We start from the raw sequence: 15,154 nt of genomic DNA on the forward strand, positions 1-15,154 counted from the left end.
GAGCGCCGCGTCATGCCTAAGATCGCCATTGTCGGAGCGGGGCCTTCGGGTTGCTACGTCGCGCAGGCGCTGCTCAAGCTCGACAAGACGCTGGAGGTCGATATCCTCGACCGGCTGCCGGTGCCATACGGGCTGGTACGCTATGGCGTGGCACCCGACCATCAGGGCACCAAGGCGGTATCGCGCCAGTTTGCGCGGCTGTTTGAACGGCAGGGCGTGCGCTTTATCGGCAACGTGACACTGGGTGAAACGGTGACGCTGGACGAGCTGCGGGCGGCCTACGACGTCGTGGTGCTGGCACTTGGCCTGTCAAAGGACCGCGAGCTGGATCTGCCCGGGCGCGATCTGGCCGGGATCACCGGAGCAGGTGCCGTGACGCGACACTGGAACGACCACCCCGACGAAGCCGCCCAGGTGCCGCACCTCGGAAACCGTGTCGTCATCGTGGGGCAGGGGAACGTGGCGATGGATGTATTGCGCATCCTTGCCAAGCAGGAGCCGGATTTCGACGGATCGGACCTGCATCCGCGCCACACCGATCACATCACCGGCGCGGGCGTCGCGCAGATCGACATCCTGGGCCGGTCGCCGGCGCATGAGGCCAAGTTCGATCCCGTCATGGTCAAGGAGCTGGCCAAGCTGGAGCATGTGCGCTTTGCGCTGGATGGGATCGAGCTGTCACAGGGGCACGACGATGATCCCCGCGTCGCCGCCGTGACCGCGCTGCCGCAGGACGTTCCCGTGGCCAGTCACGAGGTGACCTTCCGCTTTGGTTGGAAGCCTGAGCGGCTGAGCGGCGAAGAGGGCCGTGTGAGCGCGGCCTACTTCAGCCGGGGCGACGAGGAGCTGGGCCTGTCGTGTGACAGCGTCATCACCGCCATCGGCTTTGACAGCCACATCCCCGGACTGCGCGACGATCTGCTGGCGCAGGCCGAGGATCGTGAAACCGGCGTGGTGGACAAGGGGCTGTACCTGGCCGGCTGGTTCTGTCGGGGCCCGAGAGGCACGATTCCCGATAATCGCCTTGCAGCGCAGGATCTTGCGACCCGCATTGTCGCGGATCTTGCCACTGGACAGGCCACTGGGCAGACCACCGGGCAGGCCACTGGGCAGGGCGGTGAAAAACCGGGCCGCGCCGCGCTGGTCGCGACCCACCCGGACCTGACCGATTACGACGGCTGGCTGCGCATCGACGCGGCGGAACTGGCGGCTTGCACTGACGGACGGGTCAGGGCAAAGGTCGCCGATCTTGAGACACTGCTGGCCCTGGCCTGTGCCCCGGCACCCGGCCCAGCAACACCGGAGACCGATGAATGAAAATTCAACTGCTGTATGGCACCGAGACCGGCAATGCCGAAATGCTGTGCGAAGATATCGAAACCCACCTGGCAGACGATCACGAGGTCGCCTTGGCCAATCTGAATGATATCGATCCTGCCGATCTGGATGCAGATACCTTTCACCTTGTGGTCTGTTCGACCTACGGCGATGGCGATCTGCCTGCCTCGGCACAACCATTTGCAGATACGCTCGAGACGGCCGGGACAGATCTGTCCGCGATCCGTTTCGCCATCTTCGGGCTGGGTGACAGCAGCTACGAGACGTACAATCAGGGGTCGGAAAAACTGGCCGCGCTGTTGGTGAAGCATGGGGCGAAACAGGTGGGCGATCGCGCCATCCACGATGCAATGGGGTCGGACATGGCCGAAGACCTGGCATTGCCCTGGGCCGATGACCGGATCGCGCAAGCCGCTGACCTGTTCGCGGAAACCTGAACAGACATAACCCCCGAGGGCCCGGATATGAGCGACGAAACAGAAGAAAAAACAACGCTCTATACGGTGCCGCCGGTGACGCGCGCCATCAAGGTGCTGCGGCATGTCGGGGCAGGGCATGGCTGCATCAACATCAGCCAGACCTCCAAGACGCTGGGGATCAACCGCACCACCTTGATCCGGCTGCTGAATACGCTGGCCGAGGAACGGATGATCGAATGGGTGGATGACGCGCGCGGCTATGCCCTGGGCGTCGGTCTGCTGGGGTTGGCGGCCGAGGCGCTGTCGAACCGGGACATCCTGCGGGCGGCGCGGCCCCGGCTGGCCGCGCTGGCCCGGCGCACGCACCTGTCGGCGCACCTTGGGGTGCTGGATGGGCGGGACGTGGTATACCTGCTGCGCGAGGTCCCCGAGGCCCGTCTGGTCAGCAATGTTCGCGAAGGCACCCGCCTGCCAGCCCATGCCACGACCATGGGGCGCATGTTGCTGGCCCATCTGAGCGAGCCCGAGTTGTTCGGGCTCTACACCGGCAAGGCCATGCCGGAATATTCAGCCGCCACAGCGACTTCGCCCGAAGAGCTGCACCGCCAGTTGCAGCAGGACCGTGCCCGCGGCATCGTCTGGAGCGACGAGAATTTCGAACCGATGATCGGGTCCTGCGCCTGTCCCGTCCGCGATCATGCGGGCAAGGTGATCGCGGCGATCAACCTGTCGGGGTCGAATTCCGATTTCACACCGGGTACGGAGCAGGCCGAGCTGAACGCCGCTGCCATCCGCGCCTGCGCTGCCGAGATTTCCGAGGCATTGGGATGGCGCGCGCCGCAGGTCGCGGGCTGACCGGCAGGGTCAGAAACACCCGATACGGATCATGTCGCCCCTGCGATCATCCGGGCAATCGGGCGCGTCTGTATCGTGACGGTATCGCGTAGGTGTTGCAGCGTCATCGCGTCTGTCTTGACGAATTCGATGAACATCATGTTCAGGTTGTTGAATAGCAACTGGCCAAGTGCACTGGCGTCCAGATCGCGCTGCGCCTCGCCGCGCGATTGCAGCAGTCTGATCAGGTCCGTCACCTGGCCGCAAAGACGCGCATCCAGATCCCAGTAGCGCCGCCCGTAGGGCGTATCCGGCGCCTCGATCGACAGGGCCAGCGCCTGCCGCCACATGTCCTTGGACAGGTATTCCAGCGAATGATCGTAATAGCCGAAGATCAGACCCAGCAGCGCCTGTTCAACATCGTGTGGCGGGGCTGACAGGATCTGACGGCCGTTCGCCAGAACTTCCTCCACCTCCATCGCGACGCAGGCGATCAGGATATCGCCCTTGGTGCGATAGTAATTATAGACCGTTCCGACCGAAACCTCGGCCATCTCGGCCAGATCCTCGATTCGAACCGATCGGTAGTCCTCGGTGCGGAACAACGTGACGGCGGCGTGCAATATCCGTTCCTCGCGTGCTGCTTTCTGCCGCTCTCTTAATCCGGTCTTGGCCATCCGTCCCGCTTTCCGCATCTCAGGTTGATTTGATGTTGACTATAAAAATGAACCCATTCAACTTTTTTGTCAGGAGGGCCACGAAAGAATTGGCCACACCCCCCACAACAGGGAGATTGTGATGATGAAACGTACACCACTGCTGCTGATGAGCACGGCGCTGGCCGGTCTGGCCGGGGCGGCGCAGGCGACCGAGGAACTGAATGCGCTGGTCTGGTGCGATCACACCGATCCGGCGCTGATCGAACCGTTCGAGGCAAAGTTCGACGTCAAGGTGAACCTGCGCGAATACGAAGGGACCGGCGCCGCGCTGGCCCTGCTGGAACAATCGCGCCCGGGCGACTGGGATGTGCTGGTCGTCGATGGTATCGACGTGTTCCGCGCGGTCGAGGCGGGCATACTGGCCCCGCTGCCTGCCGCCGATCTGCCCGAAGCCGATTTCTTTCCCGAAGTGGTGATGGAGGCCAACAACACCGTCGATGGCACCCCCTATGCCGTGACCGAAAAATTCGGCTACAACACCATCAGCTACAACGCCGACAAGGTCGACGCGGCGGATATGCAGGACCTGGGCAAGGTCTGGTCCGACAAGTATTCCGGCAAGATCTCGATCTATGACTATTACCTGCCGGTGATCGGGCTGGCGGCCATGGCCGACGGCATCAAGACAACCGATATCACCGCCGCCGATCTGCCCGCGTTGGGCGAAACCCTGGGCAAGATGCGCAGCGCGGCGGCCTCGGTCGCGGGTGTCGTGGCCGCGCAGACCGCGCTGGCGACAGGCGAGGTCGATATCGTCGTGGGCGGTGGTGAGTGGCTGACAGCGGTGCTGGAGGGCGAACAGCCCAACCTGACATGGACGATTCCGGATCAGGGCGCGGTGATGTGGTCGCAGAGCATTGGCGTGCTGGCCGACAGTGAACAGCCGGATCTGGCGCTGGAGTTCGTGAAATACATCGTCAGTCCAGAGGGGCAGGCGCGGCTGGCAACCTCGTCCTGCTTCTGGGGGATGCCGGCGAACAAGCTGGCCGGCGATCACCTGACACCGGACCAGAAAGAAACGCTGCGCTGGGACAGCCAGCCTGAATACCTGGCCAAGGCGCAGCTGTATCCCGCGCCCGATGCCGATCTGGATATCGAGATGCAGGACCTGTGGCTGGAGACCTTGCAACAGTGACCCTGAGCCGGGACACCCTGCGGGGCTGGGGCTTTGCCGCCCCGGCCCTGTTGTGGACGCTGGCGTTCTTTGTCGTGCCCTTCGTCGTGATGGGCGCGATGAGCCTGGCGACGATGGAGGGGCGGACCCTGATCTGGGGGCTGCATCTGGACAATTACGCGGCGCTTGCGCAGAAAAAGTACCTCTGGCGGGCGATCATCGTGTCGCTGGAAATTACCCTGACGGTGACGGTCGTTTCGGTTCTGCTGGCCTATCCGCTGGCCTGGATCATCGCGTTCCGCGTGCCGAAACGCTGGCAGCGGCTGGTGCTGTTGCTGTCGATCCTGCCGTTCTGGACCAGCTATGTCGTACGCTCCTACGCCTGGCTGCTGGTGCTGGCGCGCGAGGGGGTGGTGAACAAGGCGATGATCTGGCTGGGGATGATTGCCGAGCCGGTGACGCTGGCCAATACCCGGTTTGCCACGGTGACGGGGTTCGTGCATTTCTTCGTCATGCTGCTGGTGCTGACGATCTATGCCAACCTGATCCAGCTGCCGCCGAATTATCGCCGTGCCGCGATGGATCTGGGGGCAAGCGCATTTCAGACCTTTCGCCATGTCATCCTGCCGCTGACCCTGCCGGGGATCATGACCGGCGCCTTCCTGACCTTTGTGCTGTGCATCGGGGATTACATCACGCCGCAGATCCTGGGCGGCAATACCGAGCTGACGGTGCCGCAGGTCATCATGGTGCAACTGGGGCGACGGGCCGATTTCCCGCTGGCGGCGGCGCTGGCGCTGGTGCTGATGGGCATCGTGACACTGGCCTACCTGGCCTTTGCCCGCTGGCTGAGGCTGGATCGGATATGAGGGTGCTGTCCGTTGCTTACCTGATCGCGGCCTTCGTGTTCATCTACCTGCCGGTGGGGGCGCTGGTGCTGTTCTCGTTCCAGTCAGGCAGTTTGCCGGTGCCGCCCTTCGACGGGCCGAGCCTGCAATGGTACGCCGCGATCCTGTCCGACGGCGACCTGATGCGCGCCCTGCTGCATTCGCTGCTGGTGGCCCTCTGCTCCTCTGCGGTGGCGGTGTCGCTCGGGTTCGGCGCGGCCTACGGGCTGGCGCGTCATGCCTTGCCGGGGTCTGCCCTGGTGCGGGGGCTGTTGATCGCGCCGATGACGGTCAGCTACCTGATCATCGGGCTGGGCCTGCTGATCGTGGTGCAGCGCCTCGGGTTGGGCCTGTCGCTGGTCACCGCCGGGGTGGGGCACGTGGTGATCAACCTGCCCCTGTGTTTCGCGATCATCTATGCCAGCATGGGCGCGCAACAGCAGAACGCCGAACGGGCCGCCCGCGACCTCGGCGCGGATGAGGCGCGGGTGGTGCTGCTGATCACCGTGCCGATGCTGATGCCCGCCATCGCGGCGGCATTCTTTCTGTCCGTCACGCTGTCGTGGGACGAATTCATCATCTCTTTTCTGCTGACCCGCTTTGACGTCACCTTGCCTGTCGAGATCTGGTCGATGCTGCGATCCGGCCTGTCGCCGGAACTGAACGCCATCGGCAGCCTCGTCTTTCTGGTGTCGGTGGCCATCGTGGTGCTGTTGGAAACGACCCTTTTGAAAGGCCGCAAATGACTGCCTCTGTCACTGTCGAGGGCGTGAACCACTGGTTCGGCAGCTACCGCGCGCTGCGCGACATTTCCCTGGCCATCGGGGCGGGCGAATACGTCACGCTGCTGGGGCCGTCGGGCTGTGGCAAGACCACGCTGCTGTCGGTGCTGGGCGGCTTTCTGATGCCCGATCAGGGCCGTGTGCTGATCGGGAGCCGCGACATGAGCCGCGTTGCCCCCGCGCGCCGCCCCACGACCACCGTGTTTCAGGATTACGCGCTGTTCCCGCATATGTCGCTGCGCGACAATGTCGGCTTTGGCTTGCGCATGGCGGGGCAGGGGCGGCGCCTCCGCCACGCCCGCGCCGACGAAATGCTGGCGCTGGTCGGCCTTGGTGCCGCTGCCTCCAAACGCCCGCATGAATTGTCGGGCGGCCAGCGTCAGCGCGTCGCGCTGGCCCGCGCACTGGCCGTGCGCCCCGAGGTGCTGTTGCTGGATGAACCTCTCGGCGCGCTCGACCTCAAGCTGCGCCGTTCGATGCAGGACGAGCTGAAGGCGATCCAGCGCGAGGTCGGTACGACCTTCGTGCACGTCACCCATGATCAGGAGGAAGCGATGGCAATCGCCGACCGCATCGTCGTGATGAACGCGGGCCGGATCGAGGATCAGGGCCCACCCGCGCGCATCTATCGACAGCCCGCCAGCCTGTTCGCCGCTGGTTTCATGGGCGAGATGAACCGCATTCCCGCCCATGAAACCGCCGGGGTCGTGACCTGCGCCTTCGGTGCGGTGCCGCGACCGGCCCCCGCGTCCGGCCCACTGGTGCTGACCCTGCGCCCCGAGGCGATCCGCATCGGGCAGGCCAGCGTTGACCGCCTGCACATCGGCCCGGCGCGGGTGCGCGACGCGGCCTTTTTCGGCACGCATGTGCGCGCGCACCTGGTGCCGCAGGCCGCGCCGGACATGGTATTGGTGGCACATCTGCCCCCCGATCATCTGCCCGGGCCGGACGACGTGCTGGACCTTGTGGCAGAGACAGGCGACCTTGGGCTATTTGCGGAGCCGTGATCATGCGACGGATGCCCCCCCAGGACTGGTACAGCGTCACGCGCAAGGGCGATGACGTCACGCTGATCAGCGAACCTTTCATCAAGGAATTCTATCGCTGCAATTGCTGGCACGTGCGGGGCCGTGACCGCGACATGCTGGTCGACAGCGGCATGGGCGTGGTGTCGCTGCGCAGCTGGGTGCCGCTGGTCACCGAACGGTCGCTGACCGCCATCGCCAGCCATACCCATTTCGACCACATCGGCTGTCACCACGAATTTCCCGACCGGTGCGTGCACCGTACCGAGGCCGCGATCCTTGCCCATCCCGACAACCGCGCCACGCTGGCCGACCCCTACGTCAGCGACGATATCTTTGACGCGCTGCCCCCCGCGCCCTACGCTAGTTCCAGCTACGCGATCCCCGGTGCCCCGGCGACGCGCCTGCTGGAGGATGGCGATGTGATCGACCTTGGCGACCGGCACTTCGAGGTTATTCACACGCCCGGCCATTCCCCCGGCGGGATCGCCCTGTGGGAGGCGGCGCAGGGCATCCTGTTTTCCGGTGATATCGTCTATGACGGTCCGCTGATCGAAGACACCTATCATGCCGACGCGGGCGATTATCACCGCTCGATGGTGCGCCTGTTCGACCTGCCGGTGCGCGTGGTGCACGGCGGGCATTTCCCCAGCTACGGGGCAGAGCGTCACCGCGCCATCATCCGCGCCTGGCTGGACGCGAAGGAGGCCGGGTGATGCAGGATCGCACGCGCTTTTTCATAGGCGGCGCATGGGTCACACCGGTTTCGGTCACGCGACTGGACGTGGAAAACCCCGCCACCGAAGAGGTGATTGCCGAAATTACCCTGGCCAGCCGCGATGATGTCGACGCCGCGGTTGCCGCGGCAAAGGCTGCGGGCCCGGCTTGGGCCGCCACGCCGGTGGCCGAGCGTATCGCGATCCTGAAACGCCTGCTGGCCGTGACCGAGGCGCGCCTCGATGATCTGGCCGCCGTGATCAGCGCGGAAATGGGTGCGCCGATCTCCATGGCGCGGTCCGATCAGGCGGCGGTCGGCACCGGGCATCTCGAAGGCTTCCTCGAGGCGCTTGAAACCTATGCGTGGTCCGAAGGTCTGCCCAATGGCGACAGGGTGGTCAAGGAACCCGTGGGTGTCTGCGCTCTTGTCACGCCGTGGAACTGGCCGCTGAACCAGGTCACGCTCAAGGTGCTGCCAGCGCTGGCGGCGGGCTGTACCTGCGTGCTGAAACCGTCGGAACTGACACCGCTGTCGGCCATGCTCTATGCCGAATTGCTGGACGAGGCAGGCGTGCCGCCGGGCGTGTTCAACCTGATCAACGGCACCGGACCCGTCGCCGGGGCAACCCTGTCGCGCCATCCGGGGGTGCGCCTGATCTCCTTCACCGGCTCGACCCGCGCAGGGGTCGAGGTCGCGCAGGCGGCCGCCCCCACGGTCAAACGTGTCGCGCTGGAACTGGGGGGCAAATCGCCCAACCTGATCTTTGCCGATTGCGGCGACGCCCTTGAGACGCGTGTGCGCGCCTCGGTCGCGGAATGCTTTCTGAACACCGGCCAGTCCTGCGACGCGCCCACCCGGATGCTGGTCGAGGCGCGCGTCTATGACCGCGTCTGCGACATCGCGCGGACCGAGGCCGAGGCCACGCAGGTCGGCGATCCGTCGCGCCCGGGCGACCATATCGGCCCGTTGGCCAGCGGCGTGCAGTGGCAGCGCGTGCAGGGCCATATCGCCTGCGCCCTCGCCGATGGCGCGCGCCTGCTGGCCGGGGGCGAGGGCATCCCCGATGGGCAGGATCGGGGGCATTTCGCGCGCCCGACGGTCTTTGCCGATGTCACGCCGCGCATGGCCATCTGGCGCGACGAAGTCTTTGGCCCGGTGCTGGCGATCACGCCCTTCGCGGACGAAGCCGAGGCGATCGCCCTTGCCAATGACACCGAATATGGCCTTGCCGCCTATGTGCAGACGGGCGACCGCGCGCGCGCCCTGCGCCTGTGTGCCGCGTTGCATGCCGGGATGGTGCATGTGAACGGGCAGGGGCTGGGCTGGGGCAGCCCGTTCGGCGGCTACGGCCTGTCGGGCAAGGGCCGCGAGGGCGGCGCGCATGGGCTGGACGAATTCGTCGAGATCAAGACCATCAGCCTGCCGGATGCGTGGCGCTAACCGGACACATGGCTCAGCAGCAGGCTGCTTTCGCTGTTCAGCACGCCGGGCACTTCGCGAATGTCGCGCAGAACGCGGTCGAAACTGGCCAGGCTTTCCGCGCGGATCTCAACCACCAGATCCCAGGCGCCATTGGTCGAATGGATCGTCGCAACCTCGGGGATGCGCGCCAACGTGCGGGTCACGGCGCGTGACATGCGGCCCTGAAGCTCTACCATCGTGATGGCCCGTACCTGTCCTTCGACATCCACATCCGTCTCGATGGTGAACCGCCGGATCCGCCCCTCGGCCAGCAGCCCGTCCAGCCGCGCCTTGACTGTGGTGCGCGAGACGCCCAGCATCTGCGAAAGTTCGGTGACCGAGGCACGGGCATCGGCGCGCAATGCGGCAATCAGCGCGCGGTCGGTGTCGGACAGCTCAGGTTTTGCCATTTTGTCGGATTAGCTTTCGATATGATCAGAAATAACGCCATTTTGATCAATATAGCATGTGAAATTGATCTTTCCCACTGGCATGATGACCGCAATCCAAACCTATTCCCCAACCACGGAGCAGACCATGACCCGCACGACAGCCCTTCTCGGCGCCCCCATCGAAACTGGCGCGTCGCAGCGCGGCTGCATCATGGGGCCGGACAGCCTGCGCACCGCTGGTCTGTTCGAGACGCTTGAACGGCTCGGCTGGCAGGTCAGCGACCTGGGTGACCTGACCATCGCACCGCAGACTCCGATGGCCCATGCCAACGGCGCGCTGCATCACCTTGCCGAAACCTGCGCCTGGATCGAGGTGCTGGAAAAGGCCGCCTACCAGGCCGCGCGCGATCACGACCTGCCGATCTTCATGGGCGGCGATCATTCGATGGCGGCCGGCACAGTGCCCGGCGTCGCGCGCCATGCCGCCGAACAGAACCGCCCGCTGTTCGTGCTCTGGCTCGATTCCCACCCCGATCTGCATACGCCCGAAAGCACCGAGAGCGGTAATCTCCACGGCACGCCCATGGCCTATTTTACCGGCCAGCCGGGGTGCGATGCCTATCCGCCGCTGGCCCACGCCGTCGATCCCGAAAACATCTGCCTGATGGGCATCCGGTCGGTCGACGCCGCCGAGGCGCAAAAGATCGACGACCTCGGGATCGACGTGAACGACATGCGCACCATCGACGAGGTCGGCATTCTCGCGCCGCTGCGTGCCTTTCTGGAACGTGTCCGCGCGGCCAACGGGATGCTGCACGTCAGCTTCGATGTCGATTTCCTCGATCCCGAAATTGCCCCGGCTGTGGGGACGACGGTGCCCGGCGGCATGACCTTCCGAGAGGCGCACCTGATCATGGAAACCCTCTGCGACAGCGGCCTCGTCACCTCGCTCGAACTGGTCGAGCTGAACCCCTTTCTGGACGAATTCGGACGCACTGCCAAGCTGCTGCGCGACCTGACGGCCAGCCTGTTTGGCCGCCGCGTGCTGGACCGTCAGACCAAGAGCTATTGAGGATCACGCCATGACCGACCGCCCCGAACCCTCTGCGCTGGCCTATGTGCCCTTTGTCAGCGTCGACAACATGATGCGCCTTGTGAATGCCACGGGGGTCGAGGAGTTCCTGCGCGGCCTCGCCGGGTATATCGAAGCCGACTTTCTGCGCTGGCCCGAATTCGACAAGACCCCCCGCGTCGCCAGTCACAGCAAGGATGGCGTGATCGAGCTGATGCCGACCGCCGATGCCGAAAACTACGGATTCAAATACGTCAACGGCCACCCGGCGAACATGCGCCAAGGGTATCAGACGGTGACCGCCTTTGGTGTGCTGTCGTCTGTTGCCAACGGCTATCCGATCCTGCTGAGCGAGATGACGGTGCTGACGGCGCTGCGCACGGCGGCGACCTCGGCGCTGGTGGCCAAATACCTCGCGCCGAAGGATGCGCAGGTCATGGCGATGATCGGCAATGGCGCACAATGCGAATTTCAGGCGATGGCCTTTCGCGCCCTGTTGGGGGTCAACCGCCTGCGTCTGTACGACGTCGACCCGGCCGCCACGGAAAAGGCCACGCGCAACCTGGTCGCGCAGGGTTTTGACGTGACCGCCTGCGACAGCGCCATGCAGGCGGTCGAGGGTGCGCAGATCATCACCACCTGCACCGCCGACAAGCAATATGCCACCGTTCTGACCGACAACATGGTTGGCACCGGCGTGCACATCAACGCCATCGGCGGCGATTGCCCGGGCAAGACCGAGCTGCACCGCGACATCCTGATGCGGTCGGAGATCTTTGTCGAATACCCGCCCCAGACGCGGGTCGAGGGCGAGATCCAGCAACTTGCCCCCGATCACGCCGTCACCGAGCTGTGGCAGGTCATGCGGGGCGAGGTTCCCGGGCGCAAGGGCCCCTCGCAGATCACCCTGTTCGACAGCGTCGGTTTCGCGATCGAGGATTTCTCGGCGCTGCGCTTTGTCGCGGATCGGGTGGCCGGCACCGGATTCAGCCAGCCGCTGGATCTGCTGGCCGATCCCGACGACCCGCGTGATCTGTTCGGAATGCTGGGGCGTGCCGTCTGAGGCCCGTGTCCGCCCGCGGGCTCATAGGCGGGGGTATCGGTAGGGGGTATCGGTAGGGGGTATCGGTAGGGGGTATCGGTCCCGAGCGATCAGTCAGGCGAGCGGGAAGAGAATTAGCCAATTTTAACCTCGTAAGCGTTGCGTGGTGTGCAACCATTGCGGTAGGACTGCTGTGTGAACGAGTTGGGACAAGGGCGCGCCAATGGCCAGGATCCTGCTGATGGAAGACGATCAGGATCAGGCCGAACTGCTTGCCATGATTCTGATCCGCGAAGGGCATGACGTGACGGTCACCGCAGATGCGGCGGCCGCCATTGATCGCGTCGGACAGGAACGCTTTGATCTGGTGGTCAGCGATCTGTTCGTGCGTCAAAAGGGTGTGCTGGTTTCAAATGGCGGGCTTCGGCTGATCGGCTATATCCGCAACGGGGCGCGCAAGGGCGAACAGGCCACGGCATTCGACGTGCCTGTCATTGCCCTGTCGGGTGTGATGGGCGGTCCCACGGACAGCCATTTCCTGAAGATCGCCGAGAGTGTGGGCGCGAACAGGCGGTTGGAAAAACCGGTCTCGCCCTCATACCTGAACGACGTCATAAACGAGCTGCTGGCCCCCTGATGCTCTCGCCCCCCCTTCAGCAGTCATCAGGGGCGGTCTGGCGCGTTCCAGAATATCTTCTCCATCAGGATTGCATGCCGCATTGCGTCCTGAGCCCTGAGCCCTGAGCCCTGAGCCCTGAGCCCTGAGCCCTGAGCCCTGAGCCCTGAGCCCTGAGCCCTGAGCCCTGAGCCCTGAGCCTCGGATTGCAGCGATGTGAAACGGTCGGCGGCAGACCCCGCGGAGCAATGGCGGTCGCGGGGCGTCGGTCGGTCCGTGACACTTGCCGTAACGCTGCCGCCTCTCGGGCGCGGTCGGAGGTCTGGTCCGACATGGGCACGCGATCACACCCCCGCCGTCATTGGTCATTTTTGCCATCGTGGTCACGGGCGATCTGCTGCCGCCGAACTGAGGGTCACCAACTAAGACGCAGTACAAGTCTCCGGCACTCTCGGCACCGGTCAAGGCAGCCCGACGCATCATGTCATGGCCGAAAGACCAATTCCGACGTCGCAATTGTATGGTCCCCAGCGGAATGGTCCGCAATGCCGTGCGCCGCGCGTGGAAGGGCCCCCAGTTGCAAGCCGCTAACGGCTAATGGCCCGCAAGGCAGTGGTGCGTAGCGCGCCGGGTCAAAGGGGAGCCGGTGCCGTGATCCTGCGCGAAATTCTAAGGGGCGCAGGCATGGACCAAACCCACTTGGCACGCAGCTGTCCGCTCAGCAGGTACCCGCAGTTGCCGTCGGGGCCAGCGCGGCGGCAATTGCGTCCGACAGGCGGTCGGGCGGGCAGGGCTTGCGCAGAATCGGGGCCTTTACCGCGATGTTCCTGTCCAGCATCGGGCCGGCGTTGCCTGTCAGGTACAGGATCGGCACGCTGGGACGCAGTTCGCGCACCTGCCGGGCGAGCTCATAGCCATCGATCTTGCCCGGCATGACGATATCGCTCAGCAGCAGGTCGAACTCCACCCCCGCCTTTACCATGTTCAGCGCCGCCTGGCCGTGTTCCGCTGCAATCACGCTGTAACCCATCTGTTCCAGCGTCACGCCCAGCAATTCACGCAATCCGTCCTCGTCTTCTGCCAGTAGCACGCGCTGGCCGCGCCCGGCGTCCAGGCCACGTGTTACCTCAAGCGCGTCGTGATGTGATTTTTCCAGCCCGCGCGGCAGCAACAGTTGCACCGACGTTCCCTTGCCGGGGGCCGAAACGATCTGAACGTCGCCGCCCGCGCTCTGGGCAAAGCCATAGACGATCGACAGGCCCAGGCCGGTACCGGAATGCGCCGCCTTGGTGGTGAAAAACGGTTCCAGCGCCCGCTGGCGCACGTCATCGGGCATGCCGGGGCCGTCGTCGATCACCGAAAGCAGCACACAGGTGGTCGGATCTTTCATGGAGGGGCCACGGTCCGGGCCTGCGGTTTCGTAGACGCGCGCGGGGTGCACCGTGGTCGTCGACCTGGCGTCGTCGACAACGAAGTCGGGGCCGTGCAATACGGCGTGCAGGGTGATCCTGGTGCCCTTGCCCGACATTTCCATCGCGTCGCGACTGTTCAGCACCATGTTCAGGATCGCGTTTTCCAGTTGGGACTGGTCGCAATGCACCGTCAGGCCGGGGCGTTCCTCGGTGATGCGCAGCTGGATCGTGTCGCCCAGGTTCGGCAGCGCCAGTTCGCGCACGTTGTGAAACACTTCGCTGATCATCAGCGTCTTGGCGTTGCCGGGCTGCGGGCGGGCAAAGGACAGAAGGCGCGCGGTCAGGTCCTGGCCGCGTTCGATCGCTCTCTGGGCCGAATGCAGAAACCGGCGCGACGTCTCGGGGATGGTTTCGCCCAGTGTCAGGTCGACCGCGTAATAGATGGTGGCCAGCAGGTTGTTGACGTCATGCGCAATGCCCGACGTCAGTTGGCCCAGCGAGGCGAGGCGATTGTGCAGCTCCGTCGACTGACGCTCGCGTTCTCGCTGGGCAAAGTAGCTGACCATCACGAACAGGATCAGCACCGCGGCAATCGTAAAGAACATCACGGACAGGCCAAGCAGCTGAAGCCGTGATCGCGCCAGATCCTGGCGCAGCCAATCGCGCAGCGCAATCCTCACCTGGTCATGCAAGGCCTGAAGGTCCAGCGTCGCCGCATCGTCAGGCACCCGCACCAGGTCATCGACTTCGGCAATGCTCATTCCGTCGGCGGCGGCGCGGCGCGCGGCATCCAGGTTGCCCCTGTAGGCATCGAGCGTGCTTTTCAGGGCGGAAAAATCGAAACTGCGCCCGATGCTCAGGCCCAGCCCCTCGATCTCGTCCAGGGTCGCGATCGCGTCGTTGTAATCCGTCAGGGTCCGTTCGTAATATTTCGGCTCGTCCGGTCGCAGGATCGCATTCTTGAAATTGTGGATGAACCCGGAATAGCCCAGTTCGCGTTCCAGCCGATGCAGGGCAAGGGGCAGTTCGTTCGCCGCGACCTGTGCCTGGGTTTGCTGGGACCGTGCGAAAAAGTTCAGGCCGGGAATGGCGATCATGCAGCACACTGCGACGATCAGGATGATCAGCCGCATCGACCGATCCTGAAACAGCTGCGACATGAGGTTGCGAAGACTGAATGTGGCCGCTTTTTGATCGGTGTTCATTGGCACGTACCTCTACCGGATCGCCAGATCCGCACACACACAAGCGGTGGCAGGCCACGACCCCGCTCCCGCACGCTTGCAGCTATAACATGTACGAAAAAAACACGAAACAGCTTTA

Annotated in this window: 15 protein-coding genes; 12 read left to right on the forward strand and 3 right to left on the reverse strand. The window is 64.5% G+C overall.

The window, feature by feature from the left end:
- Window positions 1-12 precede the first annotated feature (12 nt).
- Genes DL237_RS03890 through DL237_RS03900 form a run of 3 tightly spaced genes read left to right on the forward strand, consistent with a single transcriptional unit; the run spans window position 13 to window position 2,612 of the window.
- Complete coding sequence (locus DL237_RS03890; protein WP_119397734.1) at window positions 13-1,317, forward strand: FAD-dependent oxidoreductase; 1,305 nt, start codon at window positions 13-15, stop codon at window positions 1,315-1,317.
- Complete coding sequence (locus DL237_RS03895; protein WP_119397735.1) at window positions 1,314-1,775, forward strand: flavodoxin domain-containing protein; 462 nt, start codon at window positions 1,314-1,316, stop codon at window positions 1,773-1,775. The genes DL237_RS03890 and DL237_RS03895 overlap by 4 nt, the downstream gene beginning before the upstream one ends.
- A 27-nt stretch (window positions 1,776-1,802) precedes the next feature.
- On the forward strand, window positions 1,803-2,612 hold the full coding sequence (locus tag DL237_RS03900) for an IclR family transcriptional regulator (protein ID WP_119397736.1): 810 nt from the start codon (window positions 1,803-1,805) through the stop codon (window positions 2,610-2,612).
- A gap of 29 nt (window positions 2,613-2,641) precedes the next feature.
- Here the strand turns inward: DL237_RS03900 and DL237_RS03905 are convergent, their stop codons facing one another.
- Entirely contained in the window at window positions 2,642-3,268 is a 627-nt protein-coding gene (locus DL237_RS03905) for a TetR/AcrR family transcriptional regulator (RefSeq protein WP_119397737.1), read from the reverse strand.
- A 124-nt stretch (window positions 3,269-3,392) separates the two neighbouring features.
- Between DL237_RS03905 and DL237_RS03910 the strand changes: the two genes are divergently transcribed.
- From DL237_RS03910 to DL237_RS03935, 6 genes are read left to right on the forward strand one after another with little or no spacing between them, the layout of a single operon-like run.
- Window positions 3,393-4,445 (forward strand): extracellular solute-binding protein, encoded by a 1,053-nt coding sequence (locus DL237_RS03910; protein WP_233544855.1) that lies wholly within the window; start codon window positions 3,393-3,395, stop codon window positions 4,443-4,445.
- A complete protein-coding gene (locus tag DL237_RS03915; protein ID WP_119397739.1) occupies window positions 4,442-5,293 on the forward strand; it encodes an ABC transporter permease in 852 nt (283 codons plus the stop codon). Before DL237_RS03910 ends, DL237_RS03915 begins: the two co-directional genes overlap by 4 nt.
- On the forward strand, window positions 5,290-6,057 hold the full coding sequence (locus DL237_RS03920) for an ABC transporter permease (RefSeq protein ID WP_119397740.1): 768 nt from the start codon (window positions 5,290-5,292) through the stop codon (window positions 6,055-6,057). Before DL237_RS03915 ends, DL237_RS03920 begins: the two co-directional genes overlap by 4 nt.
- The gene (locus tag DL237_RS03925) at window positions 6,054-7,100 is read left to right on the forward strand and encodes an ABC transporter ATP-binding protein (protein WP_119397741.1); all 1,047 of its coding nucleotides are present in this window, start codon (window positions 6,054-6,056) and stop codon (window positions 7,098-7,100) included. Before DL237_RS03920 ends, DL237_RS03925 begins: the two co-directional genes overlap by 4 nt.
- Window positions 7,101-7,102: 2 nt before the next feature.
- On the forward strand, window positions 7,103-7,834 hold the full coding sequence (locus DL237_RS03930; RefSeq protein ID WP_119397742.1) for an MBL fold metallo-hydrolase: 732 nt from the start codon (window positions 7,103-7,105) through the stop codon (window positions 7,832-7,834).
- Window positions 7,834-9,276, forward strand: a complete 1,443-nt coding sequence (locus tag DL237_RS03935; protein ID WP_119397743.1) for an aldehyde dehydrogenase family protein — start codon at window positions 7,834-7,836, stop codon at window positions 9,274-9,276. Before DL237_RS03930 ends, DL237_RS03935 begins: the two co-directional genes overlap by 1 nt.
- Here DL237_RS03935 and DL237_RS03940 read toward each other — a convergent pair.
- Window positions 9,273-9,707, reverse strand: a complete 435-nt coding sequence (locus DL237_RS03940) for an Lrp/AsnC family transcriptional regulator (protein WP_119397744.1) — start codon at window positions 9,705-9,707, stop codon at window positions 9,273-9,275. The two genes, DL237_RS03935 and DL237_RS03940, sit on opposite strands and share 4 nt — an antisense overlap.
- A gap of 127 nt (window positions 9,708-9,834) precedes the next feature.
- On the opposite strand from DL237_RS03940, the gene rocF reads away from it, so the two are divergent.
- From rocF to DL237_RS03955, 3 genes are all read left to right on the forward strand, one after another.
- The gene (rocF, locus tag DL237_RS03945; protein ID WP_119397745.1) at window positions 9,835-10,761 is read left to right on the forward strand and encodes an arginase; all 927 of its coding nucleotides are present in this window, start codon (window positions 9,835-9,837) and stop codon (window positions 10,759-10,761) included.
- A 10-nt stretch (window positions 10,762-10,771) separates the two neighbouring features.
- On the forward strand, window positions 10,772-11,824 hold the full coding sequence (locus tag DL237_RS03950; RefSeq protein ID WP_119397746.1) for an ornithine cyclodeaminase: 1,053 nt from the start codon (window positions 10,772-10,774) through the stop codon (window positions 11,822-11,824).
- A gap of 202 nt (window positions 11,825-12,026) precedes the next feature.
- Window positions 12,027-12,440 (forward strand): response regulator, encoded by a 414-nt coding sequence (locus DL237_RS03955; protein ID WP_119397747.1) that lies wholly within the window; start codon window positions 12,027-12,029, stop codon window positions 12,438-12,440.
- Between the two features lie 697 nt (window positions 12,441-13,137).
- Here DL237_RS03955 and DL237_RS03965 read toward each other — a convergent pair.
- On the reverse strand, window positions 13,138-15,036 hold the full coding sequence (locus tag DL237_RS03965; protein WP_119397749.1) for an ATP-binding protein: 1,899 nt from the start codon (window positions 15,034-15,036) through the stop codon (window positions 13,138-13,140).
- Window positions 15,037-15,154: the final 118 nt, after the last annotated feature.

Source organism: Pseudooceanicola sediminis, assembly GCF_003575965.1.
Lineage (GTDB): Bacteria > Pseudomonadota > Alphaproteobacteria > Rhodobacterales > Rhodobacteraceae > Pseudooceanicola > Pseudooceanicola sediminis.

Bases quoted from the DNA above. Each gene is read 5' to 3' on its own strand.
- DL237_RS03890 (WP_119397734.1), top strand. From the start codon at position 13: ATGCCTAAGATCGCCATTGTCGGAGCGGGGCCTTCGGGTTGCTACGTC.
- DL237_RS03895 (WP_119397735.1), top strand. From the start codon at position 1,314: ATGAAAATTCAACTGCTGTATGGCACCGAGACCGGCAATGCCGAAATG.
- DL237_RS03900 (WP_119397736.1), top strand. From the start codon at position 1,803: ATGAGCGACGAAACAGAAGAAAAAACAACGCTCTATACGGTGCCGCCG.
- DL237_RS03905 (WP_119397737.1), bottom strand. From the start codon at position 3,268: ATGGCCAAGACCGGATTAAGAGAGCGGCAGAAAGCAGCACGCGAGGAA.
- DL237_RS03910 (WP_233544855.1), top strand. From the start codon at position 3,393: ATGAAACGTACACCACTGCTGCTGATGAGCACGGCGCTGGCCGGTCTG.
- DL237_RS03920 (WP_119397740.1), top strand. From the start codon at position 5,290: ATGAGGGTGCTGTCCGTTGCTTACCTGATCGCGGCCTTCGTGTTCATC.
- DL237_RS03925 (WP_119397741.1), top strand. From the start codon at position 6,054: ATGACTGCCTCTGTCACTGTCGAGGGCGTGAACCACTGGTTCGGCAGC.
- DL237_RS03930 (WP_119397742.1), top strand. From the start codon at position 7,103: ATGCGACGGATGCCCCCCCAGGACTGGTACAGCGTCACGCGCAAGGGC.
- DL237_RS03935 (WP_119397743.1), top strand. From the start codon at position 7,834: ATGCAGGATCGCACGCGCTTTTTCATAGGCGGCGCATGGGTCACACCG.
- DL237_RS03940 (WP_119397744.1), bottom strand. From the start codon at position 9,707: ATGGCAAAACCTGAGCTGTCCGACACCGACCGCGCGCTGATTGCCGCA.
- rocF (WP_119397745.1), top strand. From the start codon at position 9,835: ATGACCCGCACGACAGCCCTTCTCGGCGCCCCCATCGAAACTGGCGCG.
- DL237_RS03950 (WP_119397746.1), top strand. From the start codon at position 10,772: ATGACCGACCGCCCCGAACCCTCTGCGCTGGCCTATGTGCCCTTTGTC.
- DL237_RS03955 (WP_119397747.1), top strand. From the start codon at position 12,027: ATGGCCAGGATCCTGCTGATGGAAGACGATCAGGATCAGGCCGAACTG.
- DL237_RS03965 (WP_119397749.1), bottom strand. From the start codon at position 15,036: ATGAACACCGATCAAAAAGCGGCCACATTCAGTCTTCGCAACCTCATG.